This is a genomic window from Parabacteroides sp. HGS0025 (genome assembly GCF_000969845.1).
Classification (GTDB): Bacteria; Bacteroidota; Bacteroidia; order Bacteroidales; family Tannerellaceae; genus Parabacteroides; species Parabacteroides gordonii.
In genome coordinates this window covers 963,861-981,867 of the sequence record NZ_KQ033903.1, presented here as the reverse complement: position 1 = coordinate 981,867, position 18,007 = coordinate 963,861, and the positions used below count along the sequence as shown (strand labels likewise).

Here is an 18,007-nt window from a genome sequence, read left to right as displayed (position 1 = left end):
TAATTGATATCATGGATAATAGTAACAATGAGGTATTAATATACCGGTCACAGGATGGGACGATCAAAGTAGATGTTCTGTTTGAAGGAGAAACTGTATGGTTGACACAGTCACAACTCGGTACTTTGTTCGGAAAGTCGAAATCAACAATCAGTGAGCATATTAAGAATATTTTTGAGGAAGGAGAACTAAACCCGTCGGCAGTTGTTCGGAATTTCCGAACAACTGCTAATGATGGGAAAGAGTACGAAACTAACTACTATAATCTGGACGTCATCATATCCGTCGGTTATCGGGTAAAATCACAGCAAGGCACCCAATTTCGTATATGGGCGACTCAAAGGCTTCGTGACTATATTATTAAAGGCTTTGCGTTGAATGACGAACGTTTCAAAACGGGCTCTTCCATGAATTATTTCAGGGAATTGCTGGAACGTATCAGGGAAATCCGGCTTTCTGAACGGGTATTTTACCAGCAAATCAAAGATATTTATGCCACAAGTATCGACTATGATCCGACTGATGAAATGACACTTTCTTTTTATAAAGAGGTTCAAAACAAGCTACTTTGGGCTGTTAGTGGTAAAACTGCAGCGGAGTTGATCTATTACAGGGCTAATGCTTCGTTACCTATGATGGGATTGACCTCTACAAGTCATCCCGATAAAGTTGTTAAAGCAGATATAACCGTTGGAAAAAACTATCTGAATGAAGAAGAAGTAAGTATGTTGAAACTGATAGTCGAACAGTTTCTAGCTTTTGCAGAGGCGCAGGCAATGGCTCATAAACCGCTGTATATGAGAGATTGGATAGAGAAATTGAAGTTGGTTTTGACAATGAACGAAAAAAGTATTCTGGAAGATGCGGGCCATATCTCTCATCAATTGGCTGTACAAAAAGCCGGACAGGAATATACTCAATATAAAGAAGTGCAGCGTGCGGTAGAACGACTGAATAGTATTAAAGAACTGGATGAGGATGTAAAACGACTGAAAGGGAAAAAGACAGATACGGGTAGAAAAAATGGATGAACAAATAAAAGAGAAGCTTCGCCGGTGGGCGAAAGAATATAACGTAAGTACATTTATCCCGGACGACCCTGTGCAGTTTCCGCATCGGTATACGGAGAAGAAGGATATTGAAATATCCGCCTTTCTCACTTCCTGGATCTCTTATGGACGCCGGGAATTGATTCTGCGGAAGGCTAACGAACTGCATGATGCCATGCGTCCCAGCCCTTATCAGTGGATTATGGACGAGGGATACAACGAGTGGCCTGTTTGTAAGCCGGAGCCAGGTAAGCGGGATACGTTTTATCGCTTCTATACCTATTCCGATCTGCGGCAGTTGTGTGCCCGTTTGAAAGCGGTCTACGAGCAGTATGACTCATTGGAAGAGGCTTTGGCTGCCAGTCCCTACCCTAATCCGGTGACTAAAATACAGGATGTCTTTCGTGGCATTCAAGGTATTCCTGTGTTAACCGGCACTTCAGCCTGTAAGCGTCTGGCTATGTTTCTCCGCTGGATGGTTCGAAAAGATGGTATTGTGGACTTCGGTATCTGGGGTACTTCGATCCAACCGCATGAATTGATCATTCCTTTAGATACCCATGTTCACCAGATATCCCTGGAATTAGGGTTGACCGAACAAAAGGTCGCCACCCTTAAGACGGCTGTCGAGATTACCGAAGCCTTGAAGAAAGTATTTCCCGATGATCCGTGCCTGGGGGATTTTGCATTGTTTGGGTATGATATTAATAATCCCTCAACCGGAAGTGGTAAAACTCCCGGCCGAGAGAAGTGATCTATTTTATACAAACTTCATCTACAAATAAAAATGCCGGATTGCCGGGCCACATGTGCCAGGCTGGCAATTTCGGCGTTACTTTAGCAATGATCCGTACATAACGGGTTTCTACCTCGGAGAAAGAAAGTGAATGCGGGTAAATACCATCTTTATCTTCCTTTCCTAAAACCGGATAAGAGGCTGAAGCTAGTTTCCGGTATTCTTTCCCATCTTCCGAACACCATACTTCCAACCCGGTGGCATCCATTACGGCAGCTCCTTTTGATACGTTGACAGTCAGCGATACTGAAGAGACAGGTGTCGGCTTTTGCAGGTCGATGGTCAGATCCATATCTTTCAGGAAGCCGAGCCAGCGGCCGGTGTTGTAGTTCTGATTACCCAGTAATCCGTCGGTCAATGTGCTTACCCCATTGAAGGTATAGTTCTCATGTGGTGCATTGGCCAGCCAGGAAGGTTTGAAAGTCGCTTTGTTTACACGGATATGTTCTTCAAATATATCACTGGTATCTTTGGTAGTAATGACAATGGCTTTTAGTTCGGTGTCTTCCTGTATTTTTAGGGGTTCCGTATAAATCAGGGAAGTAGTATCCGGCTGGCTTCCGTCTATCGTATAATAAATCGGGCGGTTGCCGATAGTGGAAAGGGAAACCTCAAGTGCACCCTGTACCGTGTCTGTTCGGAAGTTTTCAGTTATTTGAAAAACATGTTCCGAATAAGTATAATGCGATTTGTCATATACAGGAATCAAACGATACAAACGATCCATAAAAGCGTCGAAATCGTGTTGTTTCGGATCAGCCCAGCCCAATTCACTTAATGCAGCCAGACGTGGAAGGATCAGGTATTCGGCCCGTTCCGGAGTATCGATCCGCTCCGACCATAGACAGGCCTGTACACCGATGATATGTTTGGCGGCGGCTTCCGGTAATGTATCCGGGCAAATTTTGAAATCATAGACACGGCGAACACCCCGGTTGCCTCCCAGTTCTAATAACTGGCGGCCACTGAAATAGGTTACACCTGCCGGAGTCATAATGACATCGTGTTGCATTTCGGCTGCTTTGACGCCGTTTTCCGTACCTCTCCACGACATGACGGTTGCATTGGGAGCCAATCCTCCTTCCAATATTTCATCCCAGCCGATAATCTGACGTCCTTTGCTGTTGACGAACTTCTCCACTTCTGTCATAAAATAACTCTGGAGTTTGTCTTCCGCTTTGTGTTCTTTCGTATCTCTCCATCCGTTTTTATGGATCAAAGCCTGACATTTCGGACATTGTTGCCAGCGGTCACGTGGACATTCGTCGCCTCCTACATGAATGTAATGGGAAGGGAAAAGCTCAATAATTTCCGATAACACATCTTTTGCAAAACGAAGCGACTGTTCATTGCCAACACATAATACCTCTTTATGGACGCCATACGTAGTAGCCACTTCGTAGGGCCCTCCTGTGCATCCTAGCTCCGGATAGGCTGCAAGTGCGGAAGTGATGTGTCCCGGCAGATCGATTTCAGGAATAACGGTGATATAACGTTCTGCTGCATATTCGATGATGTCGCGTACTTCCTCCTGCGTATAAAAACCACCGTACGGCTTTCCGTCGAATTTCCCGGAGCCGTCATTCAGTAACGACTCTTTCCGTTTGGAACCAATTTCGGTCAACTTCGGGTATTTTTTGATCTCAATACGCCATCCTTGATCCTCTGTCAGGTGCCAATGGAAAGTATTCAAGTTATGGAGAGCAATAATGTCGATGTATTTCTTGATGAAATCAGTCGAAAAGAAATGGCGACCTACGTCAAGATGCATTCCCCGATAACGGTATTGAGGCTCGTCTAAAATCTGTACAGCCGGAAAACTTATCTCCTTTTGTGTCGTTACGGGCAGTGATTTGCGAAGTGTCTGTATACCATAAAATATACCGGCCTCCGAGTTTCCTGTGATGGTAATATTTTTCTTGTTGACTTTTAACCGGTAGCCTTCCGGTGAAGATGCAGCAGTACGATCCAATACGAGGTGAATACCATTGGAAGAACCCCTATCTTCTGTTACTTTTGTTTCGATGCCTGTCATTTCGCGGATATATCCGGAAAGAAAATCTGCTGTTTGTTTCAACTTCTGGTTTCCTTCCGGATATCCGATATGGGTAGATGTACTCAATATAAAAGGAGCTTCTTTGGCCGGAGTAATCGACTTCGGCAGAGGTACTACTTCATAGTTGCATGTAGCGATGGATTCTTTTTTATTACAGGAAAGTATCCCAAAGCAAAGCAGGATTGCTGTTATATAGAATAATAGTTTTCTGTTCATAATTGGATCAGTTTATCGGATTTTTTTAATATACACTTACCTCATCCATAAAAAACCAAGCCGGATAACCTACACCATAATGCCAGTCTGGACATAATCCGATCCCTTTGACCTCAACTTTGATGTATCTGGCCTTGACAGGGCTATCCGATTCTGCTTTTCCTCCGACAAATTTAACCTGCAGGTCGCGGTCTTCAGCAAATGTAAACGAGCCGAAAGGTTTGTATGTTGTATTGTCCGAAGAAATAGAATAGCTGACACTATGAGGTAATAAAACCCAGCCACCTAGTTGATGGAGGAAATCTGCTTCTATCTGGGTAAAACTTTTCTCTTCTCCCAAGTCAAGAATGAAAGCACCGTCTGTGCCGTTCCATCCTACCCAGCTTTCTACATATGTTGTTCCTCCGAACAGTTCGTCCGTCAGAGCTGTTTCGCCCAATATTTTATAACGTTCTTGAGGCGGGATGATCCAGGTGAGGGAAGCTCCGGAGGCTTTGCTTTGTTTGTTTTGCGGTAAGAATCGTTTCTTATACAATTCACAATATTCGCCGGGTGCGTTTTTGCGTTCATTCAATGACGTGACGCCGAACTGACGGGTACGCTGGTCGAATAGCCCGAGCAGTTCCCTGATCTTCGTTTTATCTGTACCGACCTGTGTACGGGCGATCTCGAGTTCCGAATATTGCAGAGGAAGGCGGGATAATTGTACGCGGTGCAACAATACTGTATCTCCGGCGACGGCTTCTTCGGCTTGGTCGAACAATTCGTTGTATGTTTTCAGCAAAACAGGGTTTAACATGCCGTTTTTATGAGATATCGGAGAATCATATATCCATAACGGTTGTCCGCTGGCCAGCAGTGCGCCTTGCATGATTTTCTGGTATTGATACAGATAAGGGGCGGCTGCTCCGTAATAACCATTCATGAAGGTCTGCATCAGGGAATCGGCATTCTGGTACGGATCCCACATTAATTTGCCGATCATATAAGCCCGCATTTCAGAGAAATCCCCACCCCGGATACCATTTACCTGCGAAAAGTGCATTGTTACATGATTTTTCTTGAATAGTTGGATGTTCTTTTGCAGGATATGGAAATTGGGGAACGGTGAGACGATGTTATCAAAATTGATGCCATAATCCCATACAAATATATTGTTGGATATCTTCGACCATCCTTCCAGTGCTTTCACAAAATCACGGCCGGAGGCATTGTCGGTTAATGGAACTTCACGTTTACAATCGATGTCACACAACATGATGTTAACGTTGGGTAGCGGTTTCACATGCTTGGGCGGCTGCATGGAATACAGATAAGCCAGTGTGGAAAATTCTTTATCTGGGAAACGTTCGGCCAGTTTATTCAGAAACCGGATCAGGTTACCGGAAGGTGAACCCTCGTACTCGTCTACTTCCTTACAAGCCGGACAGGAACAATTCGTGTTGTTACCGTCGTTCTGGCTGACCGAAATCATATTCATGTCCGGATGAGCTTTAAAGATCGAATCTAGCTGGCGTACAGCTGCATCAAATACTTTAGGGTTGGTCAGACACCATTGGCTGTTGTGTCCCGGACGATGTTCACCGTTGATGAATGAGTAATATTCGGGATGTTCCTTACCAAACCGGTCGGACGGCAGAATACGGTTGAACGTATGTACCCACATGTTTTCGATAAACATATCTTTCGGCTCTTCCAGGCGAAACCACAGTTTATAGATCGGATCGTCATTGTTATAACTGTAAGTCTGGCGGTAGCGGAATGCCGGTGTTTCTTCCCTGTGGATGGCGGGAAGGGTGATCGTTTGCATCGGAGTCAATGTATAAACCTCTTTTGCAAAATAGGATACACCCAGATATTGCTCCAGTAAGGTAACAACACCATAGATGGCGCCTTTATCTCCTCCGCTGGATATTTGCAGTTGTCCGTTTGCCGTCGTTTTCAGCAAGAAACCGTCTTCACCGGCTGAAACTTGTTTTCCGCCAATCAGGATATCCCCGCTTTTAGTCTTTGTATCGGAAACAATCGGAAGCGTAGCCTGGCTGATCCGTTTGACAAAGTCTTGCAGCAAGGTGGCTGCTTGCTTATTTACTTCATTTTTCTCAATTAATATGATACGTGAAGTGGCTTTGCCATTCTTCACAAGAGTTATCTGTGCTGATGTCCTGAACGAAAGACAAAGTAACAGCAGGAGAACGCTCATGCATTGAGTCAATTGTTTCATGGTAATTATTTGTATTTATGATTAGTCTCTAAAGCCGTTGGATGGTTTACCGTAAGTGTTGTCTTCAACCGGATATCTTTGCATGAACGGCCGATCATCAGCCTGAAGTCACCCGGCTCGATCACGCGGTTCAGCTTTTTATCCAACATAGACAGGTCATTCTCGTTTACGGTGAAGTGCAACTCTTTTGTTTCTCCCGGTGCCAGTGATATCGGTTTAAAGTGGATCAACCGTATAATTGGTTGGGTTACGGAAGCGATCAGGTCGCGTAAATAGAGTTGTACGACTTCATTCGCTGCATATTTTCCTGTATTTTTCACAGAGAAAGTAACATGGAAGGCTGTGCCTTGTGCCGCTTTCGTCACTTTCAGCCCTGAATAATCAAATTTAGAATAGCTCAATCCGTAGCCGAAGGGGAAAAGCGGTTCACCGGTCAGGTTGAGATAATCGTCGCTCCGTCCGGTCGGTTTATGACTGTAATTGAGTGGTAACTGTGCTTCGTCGATCGGGTAAGTGATTGGCAGTTTGCCCGACGGATTATAATCGCCGAATAAAACATCGGCAACCGCGTTACCTCCTTCTACTCCCGGATACCAGGCATTCAGTACAGCCGGAACCTGATCCAGCCATTCAGACATAACAACGGCACTTCCACCGATCAAAATGACAACAGTGGGTTTACCTGTCGCGGCAATTTTACGGATTAACTCTTCCTGTCGGCCGGGCAATGTCAGATACCCTCTGTCGCGGAACTCTCCTTCTTCAATGCCGGCGACAACGATGGCGATGTCAGACTCGCGGGCAGCTTGTACGGCTTGCTCGATGGACTGGTCTTCATTTTTCGTATCTACGTCCCAAACTAACCGGATACGTGCGTTTTTCGTATTCTCATAAAACCGGATACGAATGTCATATTCTTTCCCTTTTTCAAAAGTAAAAGGAACCAAAGTATGGCCGAAAGAGGTTTTATGTGGTTTGTCCACTAGCACTTTTCCATCAACGGTTAGTTGGTAACCGTCATTCCCTTCCAACCCTAACCGATATGTTCCGGAGACAGGAGATTTTAATTTCCCGTTCCATTCGACAGAAAACCAATCGACAGCCAGGCAGGAATCCGGGGCAAACAACGTCCAGGAGAATTGTACACGTTCGTCGATCCGTATTAAATCCGGCATTCCTTCATAGGAGATATTATTGAAATAGTGTCCTTCCAGTCCCGGTTGCCCGTCTGAAGTAAATAAATAATCGGTTGGAACGGTCAGGTATTCCGGGTTTACCCGCTTGCACCCTTCTTCGTAACTGATAACAATCTGATTTCCTACTTTATTTTTTAATCCTTCCAGAATACTTACTTTGTCTACTCCCGGTCCGCTATACCCCCCTAAGCGGGCTTCAGCAGCATCTTCACCGATTAAAGCAATGCGTTTTACCTGTTTGGATAAAGGTAAAACCTGGTTTTCGTTTTTCAATAATACAATTGATTTACGGGCGACTTCGAGCGCTAGCTCCCTGTGTTCGGCGCAAGCGTTCCATCTCTCTGCATCGTTTTCGTTGATATAAGGATGTTCAAATAAGCCCAAGCGGAATTTTGCTTTTAATACTTGTCCCACAGCCCTGTCTAGTGCTTCTTCCGTAACTAAACCATCCAGGCAAGCTTGTAAGAATGGTCGGTGTTCGTCGTAAGTTGTCTGGAAAATCACATCCAGGCCACCGTTAATGGCATCTGCTCCCGCTTCCGAGAAGTTATTGACAGTATGATGTAACTTATGGATGATACCGACGGCGTCTGCATCTGCAATCGTAAATCCGTCGAATCCCCACTCGTTCCTGAGTTTATCGATCAATAGCCAGTGATTGGCTGTACAAGGTGTTCCATCTAGCATATTATATGCTGTCATTACAGACTGTGACTTTCCTTCCTGAAAACAAGCTTTGAAAGGAATCAGATGCGTTTCTTCCAGGAACCGTTCGGTGAAGTGGATCGGGTTGCTATCCCGTCCTCCGTCACCGGAATTGACGGCAAAGTGTTTGGGGGTGGTGATCACTCCCATTTCTTCAAAACTTTTCACGAAATTGACACCCATACATGCCGAAAGATACGGATCTTCCCCATATGTCTCCTCCGTACGTCCCCAGCGTACATCTGTAGCCAGATTAACCACGGGCGATAATATTTGCCGGATACCGCGTGTTTTGGTTTCCATGGCGATTGCATGCGAAACTTCTCGTACCAGAGTTGTATCGAATGTGGCGGCTAATGCGATGGATTGGGGAAATGCTGTGGCACCCCCGCGTATCAATCCGTGTAAAGCTTCATCGAAGGCAATAATCGGTATGCCCAGACGGGTTTCTTCTACAAAATAACGTTGGATCTCATTGATTTTTTTAGCCATTTCTTTTGCTGTCAATTTCGGGTTGTATTGCAGCAATTGTTTGAGTTCCGGGTTACTGGCTCCTACGGTAGAAACCTGAAATCCGAAGATACCGTGGGAAAAGCGGTCTTTCCCTTTATCCAGATCACCTGGCATCATATATGTTTGCCAGAACTTCTCTTCGATCGTCATTCTCCCTAATAAATCCTTCACTCGTTCTTCTACCGGAAGTGACGGATTTTTGTAAGGTGGTATTTCACTGGCCGGAGCGAAAGAACAGAGAATAAGGATCGATAATAATAATAAATTAGTAGGTTTCATGATATTAAATATGCTTATTGTATTAAATACATATTGATGTCGCGTGCAAAATTCAGAAAAATTAGGTATAAAAGCAAACGATTAAGAGGAAAAAATATTAATTAATTAGTTGGGTATGACTGTGATGTTTGACTGTTTCGCTATCTTTTTGACAATTACTTTTAATGAACGTATAGTTAGACAGAAAGTTTTATTTATTTTGAAAATGTTAAATGTTTGACTTTGTCTATTTATGTAGATGTTGATATTCAATTCTTATTTGCGACAGAGTGTCTCCTGTACAGTAAATTAACATATCGATTTATTGCATTGAATATATTTATTACTATTTTTGCTAAACGACAAAAATAAATTAAAAAGTAATGCCTATGTGAAAACACTAAAATGAATGCCCTACTGGCTTCTTGTTAATTTTTTATAGTATCGGTTAATCTTTTAAACAAAAACGTATGAAAAAAAAGAGTAATAACATTACTTCTGTCAAGCATTTGTGCGTTGGTCTAACATTATGTTGCGCTGCTGTAGGCGCACAAGCCGCACCGACCGACAATGCAATGGAAACATCAAATTATGTTTCAGCTGTAACACAGCAAACAAAGAAAATCACAGGTGTAGTGGTGGATGAAACAGGTTTTCCTGTTATTGGAGCCAACATCATTGAAAAAGGAACTACCAATGGAGTAATTACAGACCTGGATGGGAACTTCTCCTTGGAAGTGCCCGATGGTGCTATTATTGAAATCAGTTACATTGGCTATACCACTCAGGAGATCCCGGTGAAAGGTCAGACCAATTTCAACATCAAGTTGGTGGAAGACACACAGAAGATCGATGAAGTAGTGGTTACTGCTTTGGGAATCAAACGTCAATCACGTTCCCTGGGTTATTCGACGACGCAAGTTCAAGGTGAAGACTTCACCTTAGCGCGTGACCCAAACTTGGGTAACGCGTTGTCTGGTAAAGTAGCTGGTGTTAGTGTGTCTGGTAATGCTACCGGCTCCGGTGGTTCTTCTCGCGTTATTATTCGTGGTAATGCCTCTTTGACAGGTAATAATATGCCGTTGTATGTAGTGGATGGCGTCCCGTTCAGTAATCAGAACCTGGGTAGCGCCGGAACTTGGGGTGGTATGGATATGGGTGACGGTTTGAACAACATCAACCCGGATGATATTGAATCGATTCAGGTATTGAAAGGAGCAGCCGCCTCTGCTCTATACGGTTATCGTGGCGGTAACGGTGCAGTCCTGATCACTACTAAATCAGGTAAAAAGGGTAAACCTGTTTCAATCGAATTCAATAATAACTTGACATTTACTGCTATTTACGATTACCGCGATTATCAGAAAGTATTCGGTCAGGGTACGTATGGTAGCCGTCCGACCGATATCAACTCGGCCAAGGCTTCGGAACAATCCAGCTGGGGTGAAGTTCTGGATGGCGGTAATGCCGTTAACTTCTTAGGAAATAATTATAACTATTCTTACGTCGATAACTGGGATAATTTCTACCGTACCGGTATCAATGAATCGGCTTCTGTCGCTATCAGCGGTGCAGCGGATAAGATCACCTATCGTTTCGGTATATCCAATGTGTATGAAAAGAGTATTTTGCCTAATGCCAGTAACCAGCAGCAGGGTATTAATTTGAACACTACGTACGATATCTTGTCAAATCTGCATTTGATGGTGAATGCTAACTATATCTTTGAAAAAGCAAATGGTCGTTCTAATTTATCGGATGGTAACGGTAATACCAACGCTTCTTTGATACACCGTGGTAATTCGTTCGATATCCGCTGGCTGGAAAGAGGTAGTGCCGATAGCGACTGGGGTACGGCTGAAGACGGATCCGAATTACTGGGTGGTACGAATATTTATTTCAATAACCCGTACTGGTTGCAGTATCGCAAGACCAACGATATGAACAAGAACCGTTTGACGGGATCTATGACCTTGAAATATGATATTACCGACTGGTTGTCTGTTCAGGGAGCTATTCAGCGTGATGGTTTCAATATGGACTTCAAGCAGGTACAGCCGACTGGTGCTGCTGCCGACCCTGCCGGTTGGTTGACAGAGTATTCCAAGAGTTTCTCTGAAATGAACCTGAACTACCTGGTTGCTTTCAATAAGGAATTTGGCGACTGGTCGATAGGTGCAACGTTGGGTGGTAACCGTCAGCGTACCATAACCAAACAATATACTCCGTCAGATGGTGGTCGTCCGTTTATTGTAGATGGCTTGTGGTCTGTTAATAACCTGGGAGACAAACGCGCCAGCAAGGATTATTCGGAATATCGTGTAAACTCAGTATATGCAACAGCCGATTTCGGTTGGAAAAACCAGTTATTCCTGAATCTGACCGGTCGTAACGACTGGTTCTCAACCCTGTCTCCGGATAACAACAGCTATTTCTATCCGTCGGTTACTCTATCCTGGGTATTTACCGATTCATTTGAAATGCCGGAATGGTTCACATTCGGTAAAGTACGTGGTTCGTTTGCTACTGCTTCTAATGGTACAGACCCTTATAAAAATCTGTTGCTTTATCAATTAAGAAATTATACGGTAAACGGACAAAATACAATAACACAGAATAACGGAAACCAGTATCCGAATGCTAATTTGAAACCTGTAAGTATATCCGAGTGGGAAGGTGGTTTGAACCTGGCATTCCTGAATAACCGTTTATCATTCGATATGGCTTATTATGTGAAGAATACGAAGGATGATATCGCTGTGGTTTCTACCTCTACCGCTTCCGGTTACGGATCAATGATTATGAATGTCGGTGAAATCCGCAACCAGGGTTTTGAATTTATGGTAAATGCAGTTCCGGTTCATACAAAAGATTTTGAATGGAATACTACATTGAACTTTGCTTATAACGATAGTGAAGTAAAGTATCTGGGTGAAGGAGTAGATCGTTTGCAGATCGACGGTGCTTCCTCTCGCTCAGGAAATGTAACTGTCCAGAATATCGTGGGTTCTTCCTATGGTGAATTGGTCGGTTATAAATATAAACGTCATAACGGACAGATTGTGTATGAAAACGGTATTCCTCAGAGAGCAGATGAGCTTTCAAGCTTGGGTAATGGTGTTTATAATTTTACTGGTGGTTGGAGTAACGCATTCAAGTATAAAAACTTCTCTCTCTCATTCTTGTTAGACTTCAAGGTCGGTGCAAAATTGTTCTCTGGAACGAACTATTCACTGTATAGCGAAGGTTTGCACAAGAATACATTGGTTGGACGTACTGCTGAAAACCCAGGTGGAAGCGTAGTCGGTGCAGGTGTTATGCTGGATGGAAGCGGAAATTATGTACCTAATACGGTTGCGGTGGATGCACAAACGTATTACAGTGGCATCAGTAGAAATAATATTGCAGAAGAATTCGTATACAATGCGAACTTTCTGAAATTACGTGAACTATCTCTCGGTTACGAATTCCCACAGACAATGTTGACAAAACTGAAAGTCGTGAAAGGTTTGAACGTATCGTTGGTAGGACGTAACTTGTGGACTATTATCAAACATACGGACAATATTGACCCGGAAGCTGCCTATAACAACTCAAACGGTCAGGGTCTGGAATTGAACGGTTACCCTGCAACCAGAAGTGTTGGTTTCAATGTCAATGTTAAATTTTAATTAGATTGATACATTATGAATAAATATATTAAATATGCATTTGCGACAGTAGGGTTGATGGCTGCTACCACAAGTTGTAGTGATTTTGGCGATGTGAATATCGACCCGGAGAGTATGAACGAGGGGAATGCCCCTTATGAAATGTTATTTACTAATGCTCAGCATCAGGGTTTAGGCTCTGATTGGGATATCTGGCGTACCGGTTGTATTTATTCGGGACAATGGATGCAACATATTGCTTCTATTTACAATTGGTGGACATATGCTTTTTACAGTTGGAATGATGGTTATTCTGCTGCTTATTGGGACATTTATGCCGGCGATCGTGGTGCTGTGCGTGATGTAACAACTGTATTGAATATATGGAAAGATGATCCTAAGCATGCATTGGATTATAATATAGCACGCGTTACACGTGTATATATCATGCACCGTATGACCGATCTTTACGGAGATGTTCCTTATTCACAGGCAGGTCAGCCAAAAGAGTATTCCTACCCTGTGTATGATAAACAACAGGATATTTATATGGATATGTTGAAGGAGCTGAATGAGGCACAGGCTAATTTGAGAAATGGCGGTACGGCTCCGTTAGAATCACATGATGTATACTTCCAGGGAGATACTGAGAAATGGCGTAAGTTTGCCAATTCTTTGATGCTACGCCTGGCTATGCGTATGTCGAAAGTGGATCCGACAACAGCCCAGACATGGGTACAGACTGCTGTATCCAACGGTTTACTTGAATCGGTTGCCGATAATGTCAAGTTGGATCATCCGGGAGCTGTAACAACAGATGATTCATCCGAACCGTATGCCAAGATCTTTGCTCATGAAGCTCGCGGCGAGTTCTTTCTGAGTAACGTATTTGTAGATATGCTGAAAAGTGACAACGATCCCCGTTTAGCTTTGATCGGAACGGTTTGTGAAGATCCTACTATCTCCCATCAGGCTGGTAGCTCATTCCAATATGGAAACTCAGATCCTGCCATCCAGAAAGGTCTTCCTTGCGGATATAGTAATGACCCTACAAATAATTGGTTTATAGGTCGTGATTATCCGGAATTTAATACAGCTGATTATTTGAATAACTATCAAAGTAACTATTCGACAGTCAACCGTTATACTTATTCCAATCCGACATCGCATACCTATCTTTTAACTTATGCTCAGCAACAACTGTTACTGGCTGAAGCAGCCGTACGCGGTTGGGTAAGCGGAAATGCTCAAACTTATTATGAACAGGGTGTACGTGCGGCAATGGAACAGTTCAGTCAGTATTCAAGTGCGTCAGCTTTATACAATCAGTATTTAACACCGAGTGCAATTGCAACTTATTTGCAGGAAAATCCGTTTAATCAGAGCAAAGCTCTGGAACAGATCAATACGCAATACTGGATTACTTGTTTCTGCGATGAATATGAGTCTTTTGCGAACTGGCGTCGTTCGGGTTATCCTGAATTAACACCGACTCAGAAAGCTTCTAACCCGTATCCCGAATGTGCTACCGACGGTTCTATTCCTCGTCGTTTCCGTTATCCGACAACAGAATCTCAGGTTAATATGACTAACTACAATGATGCTGTCGGCCGTCTGGATAATGGTGATTCTTTCACTTCACGTGTATGGTGGGACGTTAAATAATAAAAGGTTATTATATGAAGAGAAGGCTGATCATTCGATCAGCCTTTTTTAATGATTTCAAGGGAAACTATCATCAAGCTTACTACCTTTTAAATCCAACTAAGGGAGAAACTAACTCAAAACTTCCGACTAAGTATCGCTAGGGTGTACACCCTAGCTGATTATCCTGTACACCCTAGCTTTTCAGCCTGTACAGCCTGGTGGATTATCCTGTACAGGGTAGTTTTAGTAGGTAAGGACTTTTGTGCTAGTAGGTCGGCACTTAACAATTAGTAGTATACTATATTCCGGTTAGTTGTTGCCGTAGATGTTTGCTGTGTGACAGGTGGCAGATGCGGTTGCAGATGTTTTATTTTATCTGCAACCCTTTATGTCTTAATCTATAGTCTTTTATCTGTTTGTGTGACAGATGACAGATGTTTTCTGAAAACTTTGTGTATAAACTATTTGATCTGTGCACAATTCACCTGCGGGGTACGGATACCCGGCTTCAGTTCGCCGTTGACGATGATCAGGCTGTCGTCTGTCAGTACGGCACCGGCTCCGGCACGGGCTAATTGTTCGTAGTTACCCAGCTCTTTCCATTCTTTGGTAAAGGTATTGTATTGCAACAAGGCAGTGTTGAATTTGTACCATTCCACCGGATGATGCATGTATTCTTTCGCTTCTCTTTCCAGGCAATCGATACCGGTTGTGTCAAATTGCTCTACCGCCCTGGCCATTCGTTTCGGACGGTTGATGGCGTTAAAAAAACAGTCGTAATTGACGCCACTCATCAGCAAGATCGAACTGTCACCGTATGAAACGGCACAACCTCCGGTAAAGGTACGGGGATCTCCGTTGGCAAATACAGGCAATTTCGTTTCCGTTCTCCACGTTTTTGATGCCGGATGGTACGAGAGCATATCTGTCGGTACGATCGCGTCCATATCGTTTTGTATCGGCTGGAAACCGCCGGCCAGATAGATACGGGTACCGTCTTTTGACTTTTGGGCGGCTAAAACAGGTTGGACACGGGCTGCTCCCGGGAAGCCGGGCAGACTGTTCCAGTTGCTTTCCGTGGCCGGTTCCATTGACAGGAAGGTATTGCAGGGATGCGTGTCTTCGTTTCCTCCGGCTACGTAAACCGTGTTGTCGATGTATGTGGCGGAAAGATTGTCCATGGGAGCCGGAAGTGAGGGTAGTTTGCGGATATTCGCCTTTTCATCGGTCTTGTTCCATGACAAGAGGTAGACATCCGGGAAGAATGAATCGCTGTTGTTGCCTCCGATGCAAACGATGCCTTCGGGGGTAGTGACTGCTGCGCCATAGGCTACCGGGTGAGGCAGGTTGCCTGCTTTCTTCCATCCGGCAGCCGGAGCAGAAAGGTTGAGGGCGAATATATCGCTGTAATATTTCTTGGCTCCTCCTTCCGTAACGGGTTTGTCGGGGAAGTTACAACCGCCGGCTACCAATAGTTTTCCGTTACTGATGCCGACAAACGGAGCCGATACTCCCAGGGATGCCGTATCTGCCATTCCGGGCAGGTCGGGTAATTTACTCCAGTTAATCATGATCTCTTTCGGTTTTATTTCAGTTCTAAATGTTGATGCAGGAAGTTCTTCCCCATTGACCAGGTTGGCGCGGGTAAAAGGCTGCCAGCCGTAACGTACCAGTTTCGGATTAGTAATCTTCTCGTTCCATACCTTGACTTTGCCGCCGATAATCTCTGCTTGGGCAGGGACGAACAGGCCGTCGTGTTCGGCTATCTCAAATGTGCGTACAGGTTGTCCGTCAGAGGTGTGCAGACCTTCTCCATAATCGAAGGAGATATAAGCTGCTGCGTCTTTGAATTCGATAGAACGGTACAAGGGGCCTGAAGGAATTACCGATTGTCCGTATGTCTTGTTCAATGCCCAACGGGCCAGGCGCTCCCCTATTTCACGTTTATATCTTGGATGTACATTCAAGGAATCTCCCCGGTCGCTGCTGACAGCCATGCCGCAATTCGGTATTGTCTCCATCATTTTGCGTTGGCTGTTGCGAAACCATGTCCAACTGGGGCGGTCGATACTGGATAACTGGACGTAATAGAACGGAAGCTCTTCCTGCCAGTTTTCGCGCCAGCTGCTCACCAGTAGCGGGAACAGGCGTTCGTGTGTTTCGATATTCTGTGCGTTCGATTCGCCCTGGTACCAGATTATGCCTTTTATCGGGTATTGTTGCAACGGTTCGATGCCTGTCTCATAAAGGTAGCAGGGTTCGTACGGGTGACGCTGCAATTTATTGGTCGACTTTTTGGTGTTGAGCATGGCACGGCCGCGTACCCAATCCTGGATAAAGTCGTTTTGTGTCCAGTCGTACAATATATCGGTGAAATCGAACTCCAGTGTTTTCCTGTCTATCCAGGCTTCGGTTCCCGAGCCGCCTATGGCATTCAGGATAAGTCCGACCGGAACCTGCAGGCTGTCCGACAACATTCGTCCGAAAGCGAAAGCTATGGCTGAGAATCGATCGGCTGTCTGTTCGTTGCATGTCGTCCATTGCGTATCGTGGTAATATTGCAGGCGGTTGAGAGAGTCCATTGCCGAAACATCCCATTCCACCGCATTTGTATACCAGTGGGGCTGCATGTTGAAAAGGCGTATCTGCGGTTGCTTGCCGGCATATTCGAGTAATTCCTTATGCTGGCTGTCTATCAGCTCGTCTACCCGGAATGCCATGTTGGATTGTCCGGAACAAAGCCATACTTCGCCAACCAGTACATCTTTATAAACCAGCTTCCGGGAAGCCGGAGTTTTCTTTCTGTTCTTTTTATCTGTCGGTGAAAAGGCTTCGATAGCCAGTTCATAAGGCCCTCCTGCCTGTAACGGATCGAGTGTGACAGACCATTTGCCGTTGGTGGCTGTTGTTGCCTCTCGCTTTTGTCCGGCGATCTGAACGGTTACTTTTTCGCCGGCATTGGCCGTGCCGTTGATTTGTTGCGGTTTTTCCCGCTGCAGAACCATATTATCGGAGTAAGTGACAGGCATTTGGAGACCTCCGTAGTTGCCGGTCAGTTCCTGATAAATCGTCTTAGCCAGGATCCCGGCACCTTCGGCAGTCGGATGAAGAGCGTCGGGTAACAGATCCGGACGGTTGTAGAGACAGGCCTGCAGGTCGATCAGTCCGGTATTGGCCAGACGGGCTATTTCTTCAATCGTTTCCTGCTCCATCCGGTACCAGTCGCGTGTTCCTGATTTGAAGCGCGGATGGCGGTGTGAGATCGGTGTCATCCGGCAGATCCATATCCGGCAGTTGGGATTCGCTTTGCGGAAGGAATCGATCAGGGAGAGATAATCGCTTACGAAATCATCCCTGTAATTGGGCCAGTTGCGCGGATCGGTATCGTTCAGTCCTAAATGGATAACGACCCGGTCGGCGGCAAAGCCGAGTGCTGCTTTATACTCGTCCTGTTCGCGGTAAGGACGGTGTCCTTTGTTGAGGAGCGTCGCACCGCTTTTGCCGAAGTTCATTACTTCGTAACCATCTCCCAGCATACGCTGAAGCTGAGCCGGGTAAGCGTTTATTTCCCGGTTTTCTATGCCTGCACCGTATGTTACGCTGTTACCCACACAAGCAACCTTTACCTTGTTCTGGGCATAGGTCACTGTGCAAAGCAACAGGCATAAGAATAAAAGAGTCCTTTTCATCGTATAAT

At 44.8% G+C, this 18,007-nt stretch carries 8 protein-coding genes; 4 read left to right on the top strand and 4 right to left on the bottom strand.

Going from position 1 to position 18,007, the window contains the following annotated elements; all coding sequences use genetic code 11:
- The first annotated feature begins 11 nt into the window (after nucleotides 1–11).
- Both HMPREF1212_RS20865 and HMPREF1212_RS20860 read left to right on the top strand, forming a co-directional pair.
- Nucleotides 12–1,031, top strand: coding sequence for a virulence RhuM family protein (locus HMPREF1212_RS20865; RefSeq protein WP_028730075.1), 1,020 nt, complete (start codon nucleotides 12–14; stop codon nucleotides 1,029–1,031).
- Entirely contained in the window at nucleotides 1,024–1,803 is a 780-nt protein-coding gene (locus tag HMPREF1212_RS20860; protein ID WP_046150942.1) for a TIGR02757 family protein, read from the top strand. The genes HMPREF1212_RS20865 and HMPREF1212_RS20860 overlap by 8 nt, the downstream gene beginning before the upstream one ends.
- Before the next feature lies 1 nt (nucleotide 1,804).
- On the opposite strand, the gene HMPREF1212_RS20855 is transcribed toward HMPREF1212_RS20860, so the two are convergent.
- The 3 genes from HMPREF1212_RS20855 to HMPREF1212_RS20845 are packed head-to-tail and all read right to left on the bottom strand — an operon-like array spanning nucleotide 1,805 to nucleotide 9,034.
- Nucleotides 1,805–4,117: a glycoside hydrolase family 20 protein gene (locus HMPREF1212_RS20855; protein ID WP_046150941.1), complete on the bottom strand. Its 2,313-nt coding sequence runs from the start codon at nucleotides 4,115–4,117 to the stop codon at nucleotides 1,805–1,807.
- Between the two features lie 25 nt (nucleotides 4,118–4,142).
- Nucleotides 4,143–6,341, bottom strand: coding sequence for a DUF4838 domain-containing protein (locus HMPREF1212_RS20850; protein WP_046150940.1), 2,199 nt, complete (start codon nucleotides 6,339–6,341; stop codon nucleotides 4,143–4,145).
- 5 nt (nucleotides 6,342–6,346) lie between these two features.
- Entirely contained in the window at nucleotides 6,347–9,034 is a 2,688-nt protein-coding gene (locus HMPREF1212_RS20845) for a beta-glucosidase (protein ID WP_046150939.1), read from the bottom strand.
- A 449-nt stretch (nucleotides 9,035–9,483) separates the two neighbouring features.
- Between HMPREF1212_RS20845 and HMPREF1212_RS20840 the strand changes: the two genes are divergently transcribed.
- Together HMPREF1212_RS20840 and HMPREF1212_RS20835 are read left to right on the top strand one after the other, a co-directional pair.
- The gene (locus HMPREF1212_RS20840; RefSeq protein WP_082099952.1) at nucleotides 9,484–12,684 is read left to right on the top strand and encodes a SusC/RagA family TonB-linked outer membrane protein; all 3,201 of its coding nucleotides are present in this window, start codon (nucleotides 9,484–9,486) and stop codon (nucleotides 12,682–12,684) included.
- 15 nt (nucleotides 12,685–12,699) lie between these two features.
- Nucleotides 12,700–14,328 (top strand): SusD/RagB family nutrient-binding outer membrane lipoprotein, encoded by a 1,629-nt coding sequence (locus HMPREF1212_RS20835; RefSeq protein WP_046150938.1) that lies wholly within the window; start codon nucleotides 12,700–12,702, stop codon nucleotides 14,326–14,328.
- A 443-nt stretch (nucleotides 14,329–14,771) separates the two neighbouring features.
- On the opposite strand, the gene HMPREF1212_RS20830 is transcribed toward HMPREF1212_RS20835, so the two are convergent.
- On the bottom strand, nucleotides 14,772–17,999 hold the full coding sequence (locus tag HMPREF1212_RS20830; protein WP_082099951.1) for a cyclically-permuted mutarotase family protein: 3,228 nt from the start codon (nucleotides 17,997–17,999) through the stop codon (nucleotides 14,772–14,774).
- Between the last annotated feature and the right edge of the window lie 8 nt (nucleotides 18,000–18,007).

What these genes read in the sequence shown, in the direction of transcription:
- HMPREF1212_RS20865 (WP_028730075.1), top strand. Translation starts at nt 12, where the DNA reads ATGGATAATAGTAACAATGAGGTATTAATATACCGGTCACAGGATGGG.
- HMPREF1212_RS20860 (WP_046150942.1), top strand. Translation starts at nt 1,024, where the DNA reads ATGGATGAACAAATAAAAGAGAAGCTTCGCCGGTGGGCGAAAGAATAT.
- HMPREF1212_RS20855 (WP_046150941.1), bottom strand. Translation starts at nt 4,117, where the DNA reads ATGAACAGAAAACTATTATTCTATATAACAGCAATCCTGCTTTGCTTT.
- HMPREF1212_RS20850 (WP_046150940.1), bottom strand. Translation starts at nt 6,341, where the DNA reads ATGAAACAATTGACTCAATGCATGAGCGTTCTCCTGCTGTTACTTTGT.
- HMPREF1212_RS20845 (WP_046150939.1), bottom strand. Translation starts at nt 9,034, where the DNA reads ATGAAACCTACTAATTTATTATTATTATCGATCCTTATTCTCTGTTCT.
- HMPREF1212_RS20840 (WP_082099952.1), top strand. Translation starts at nt 9,484, where the DNA reads ATGAAAAAAAAGAGTAATAACATTACTTCTGTCAAGCATTTGTGCGTT.
- HMPREF1212_RS20835 (WP_046150938.1), top strand. Translation starts at nt 12,700, where the DNA reads ATGAATAAATATATTAAATATGCATTTGCGACAGTAGGGTTGATGGCT.
- HMPREF1212_RS20830 (WP_082099951.1), bottom strand. Translation starts at nt 17,999, where the DNA reads ATGAAAAGGACTCTTTTATTCTTATGCCTGTTGCTTTGCACAGTGACC.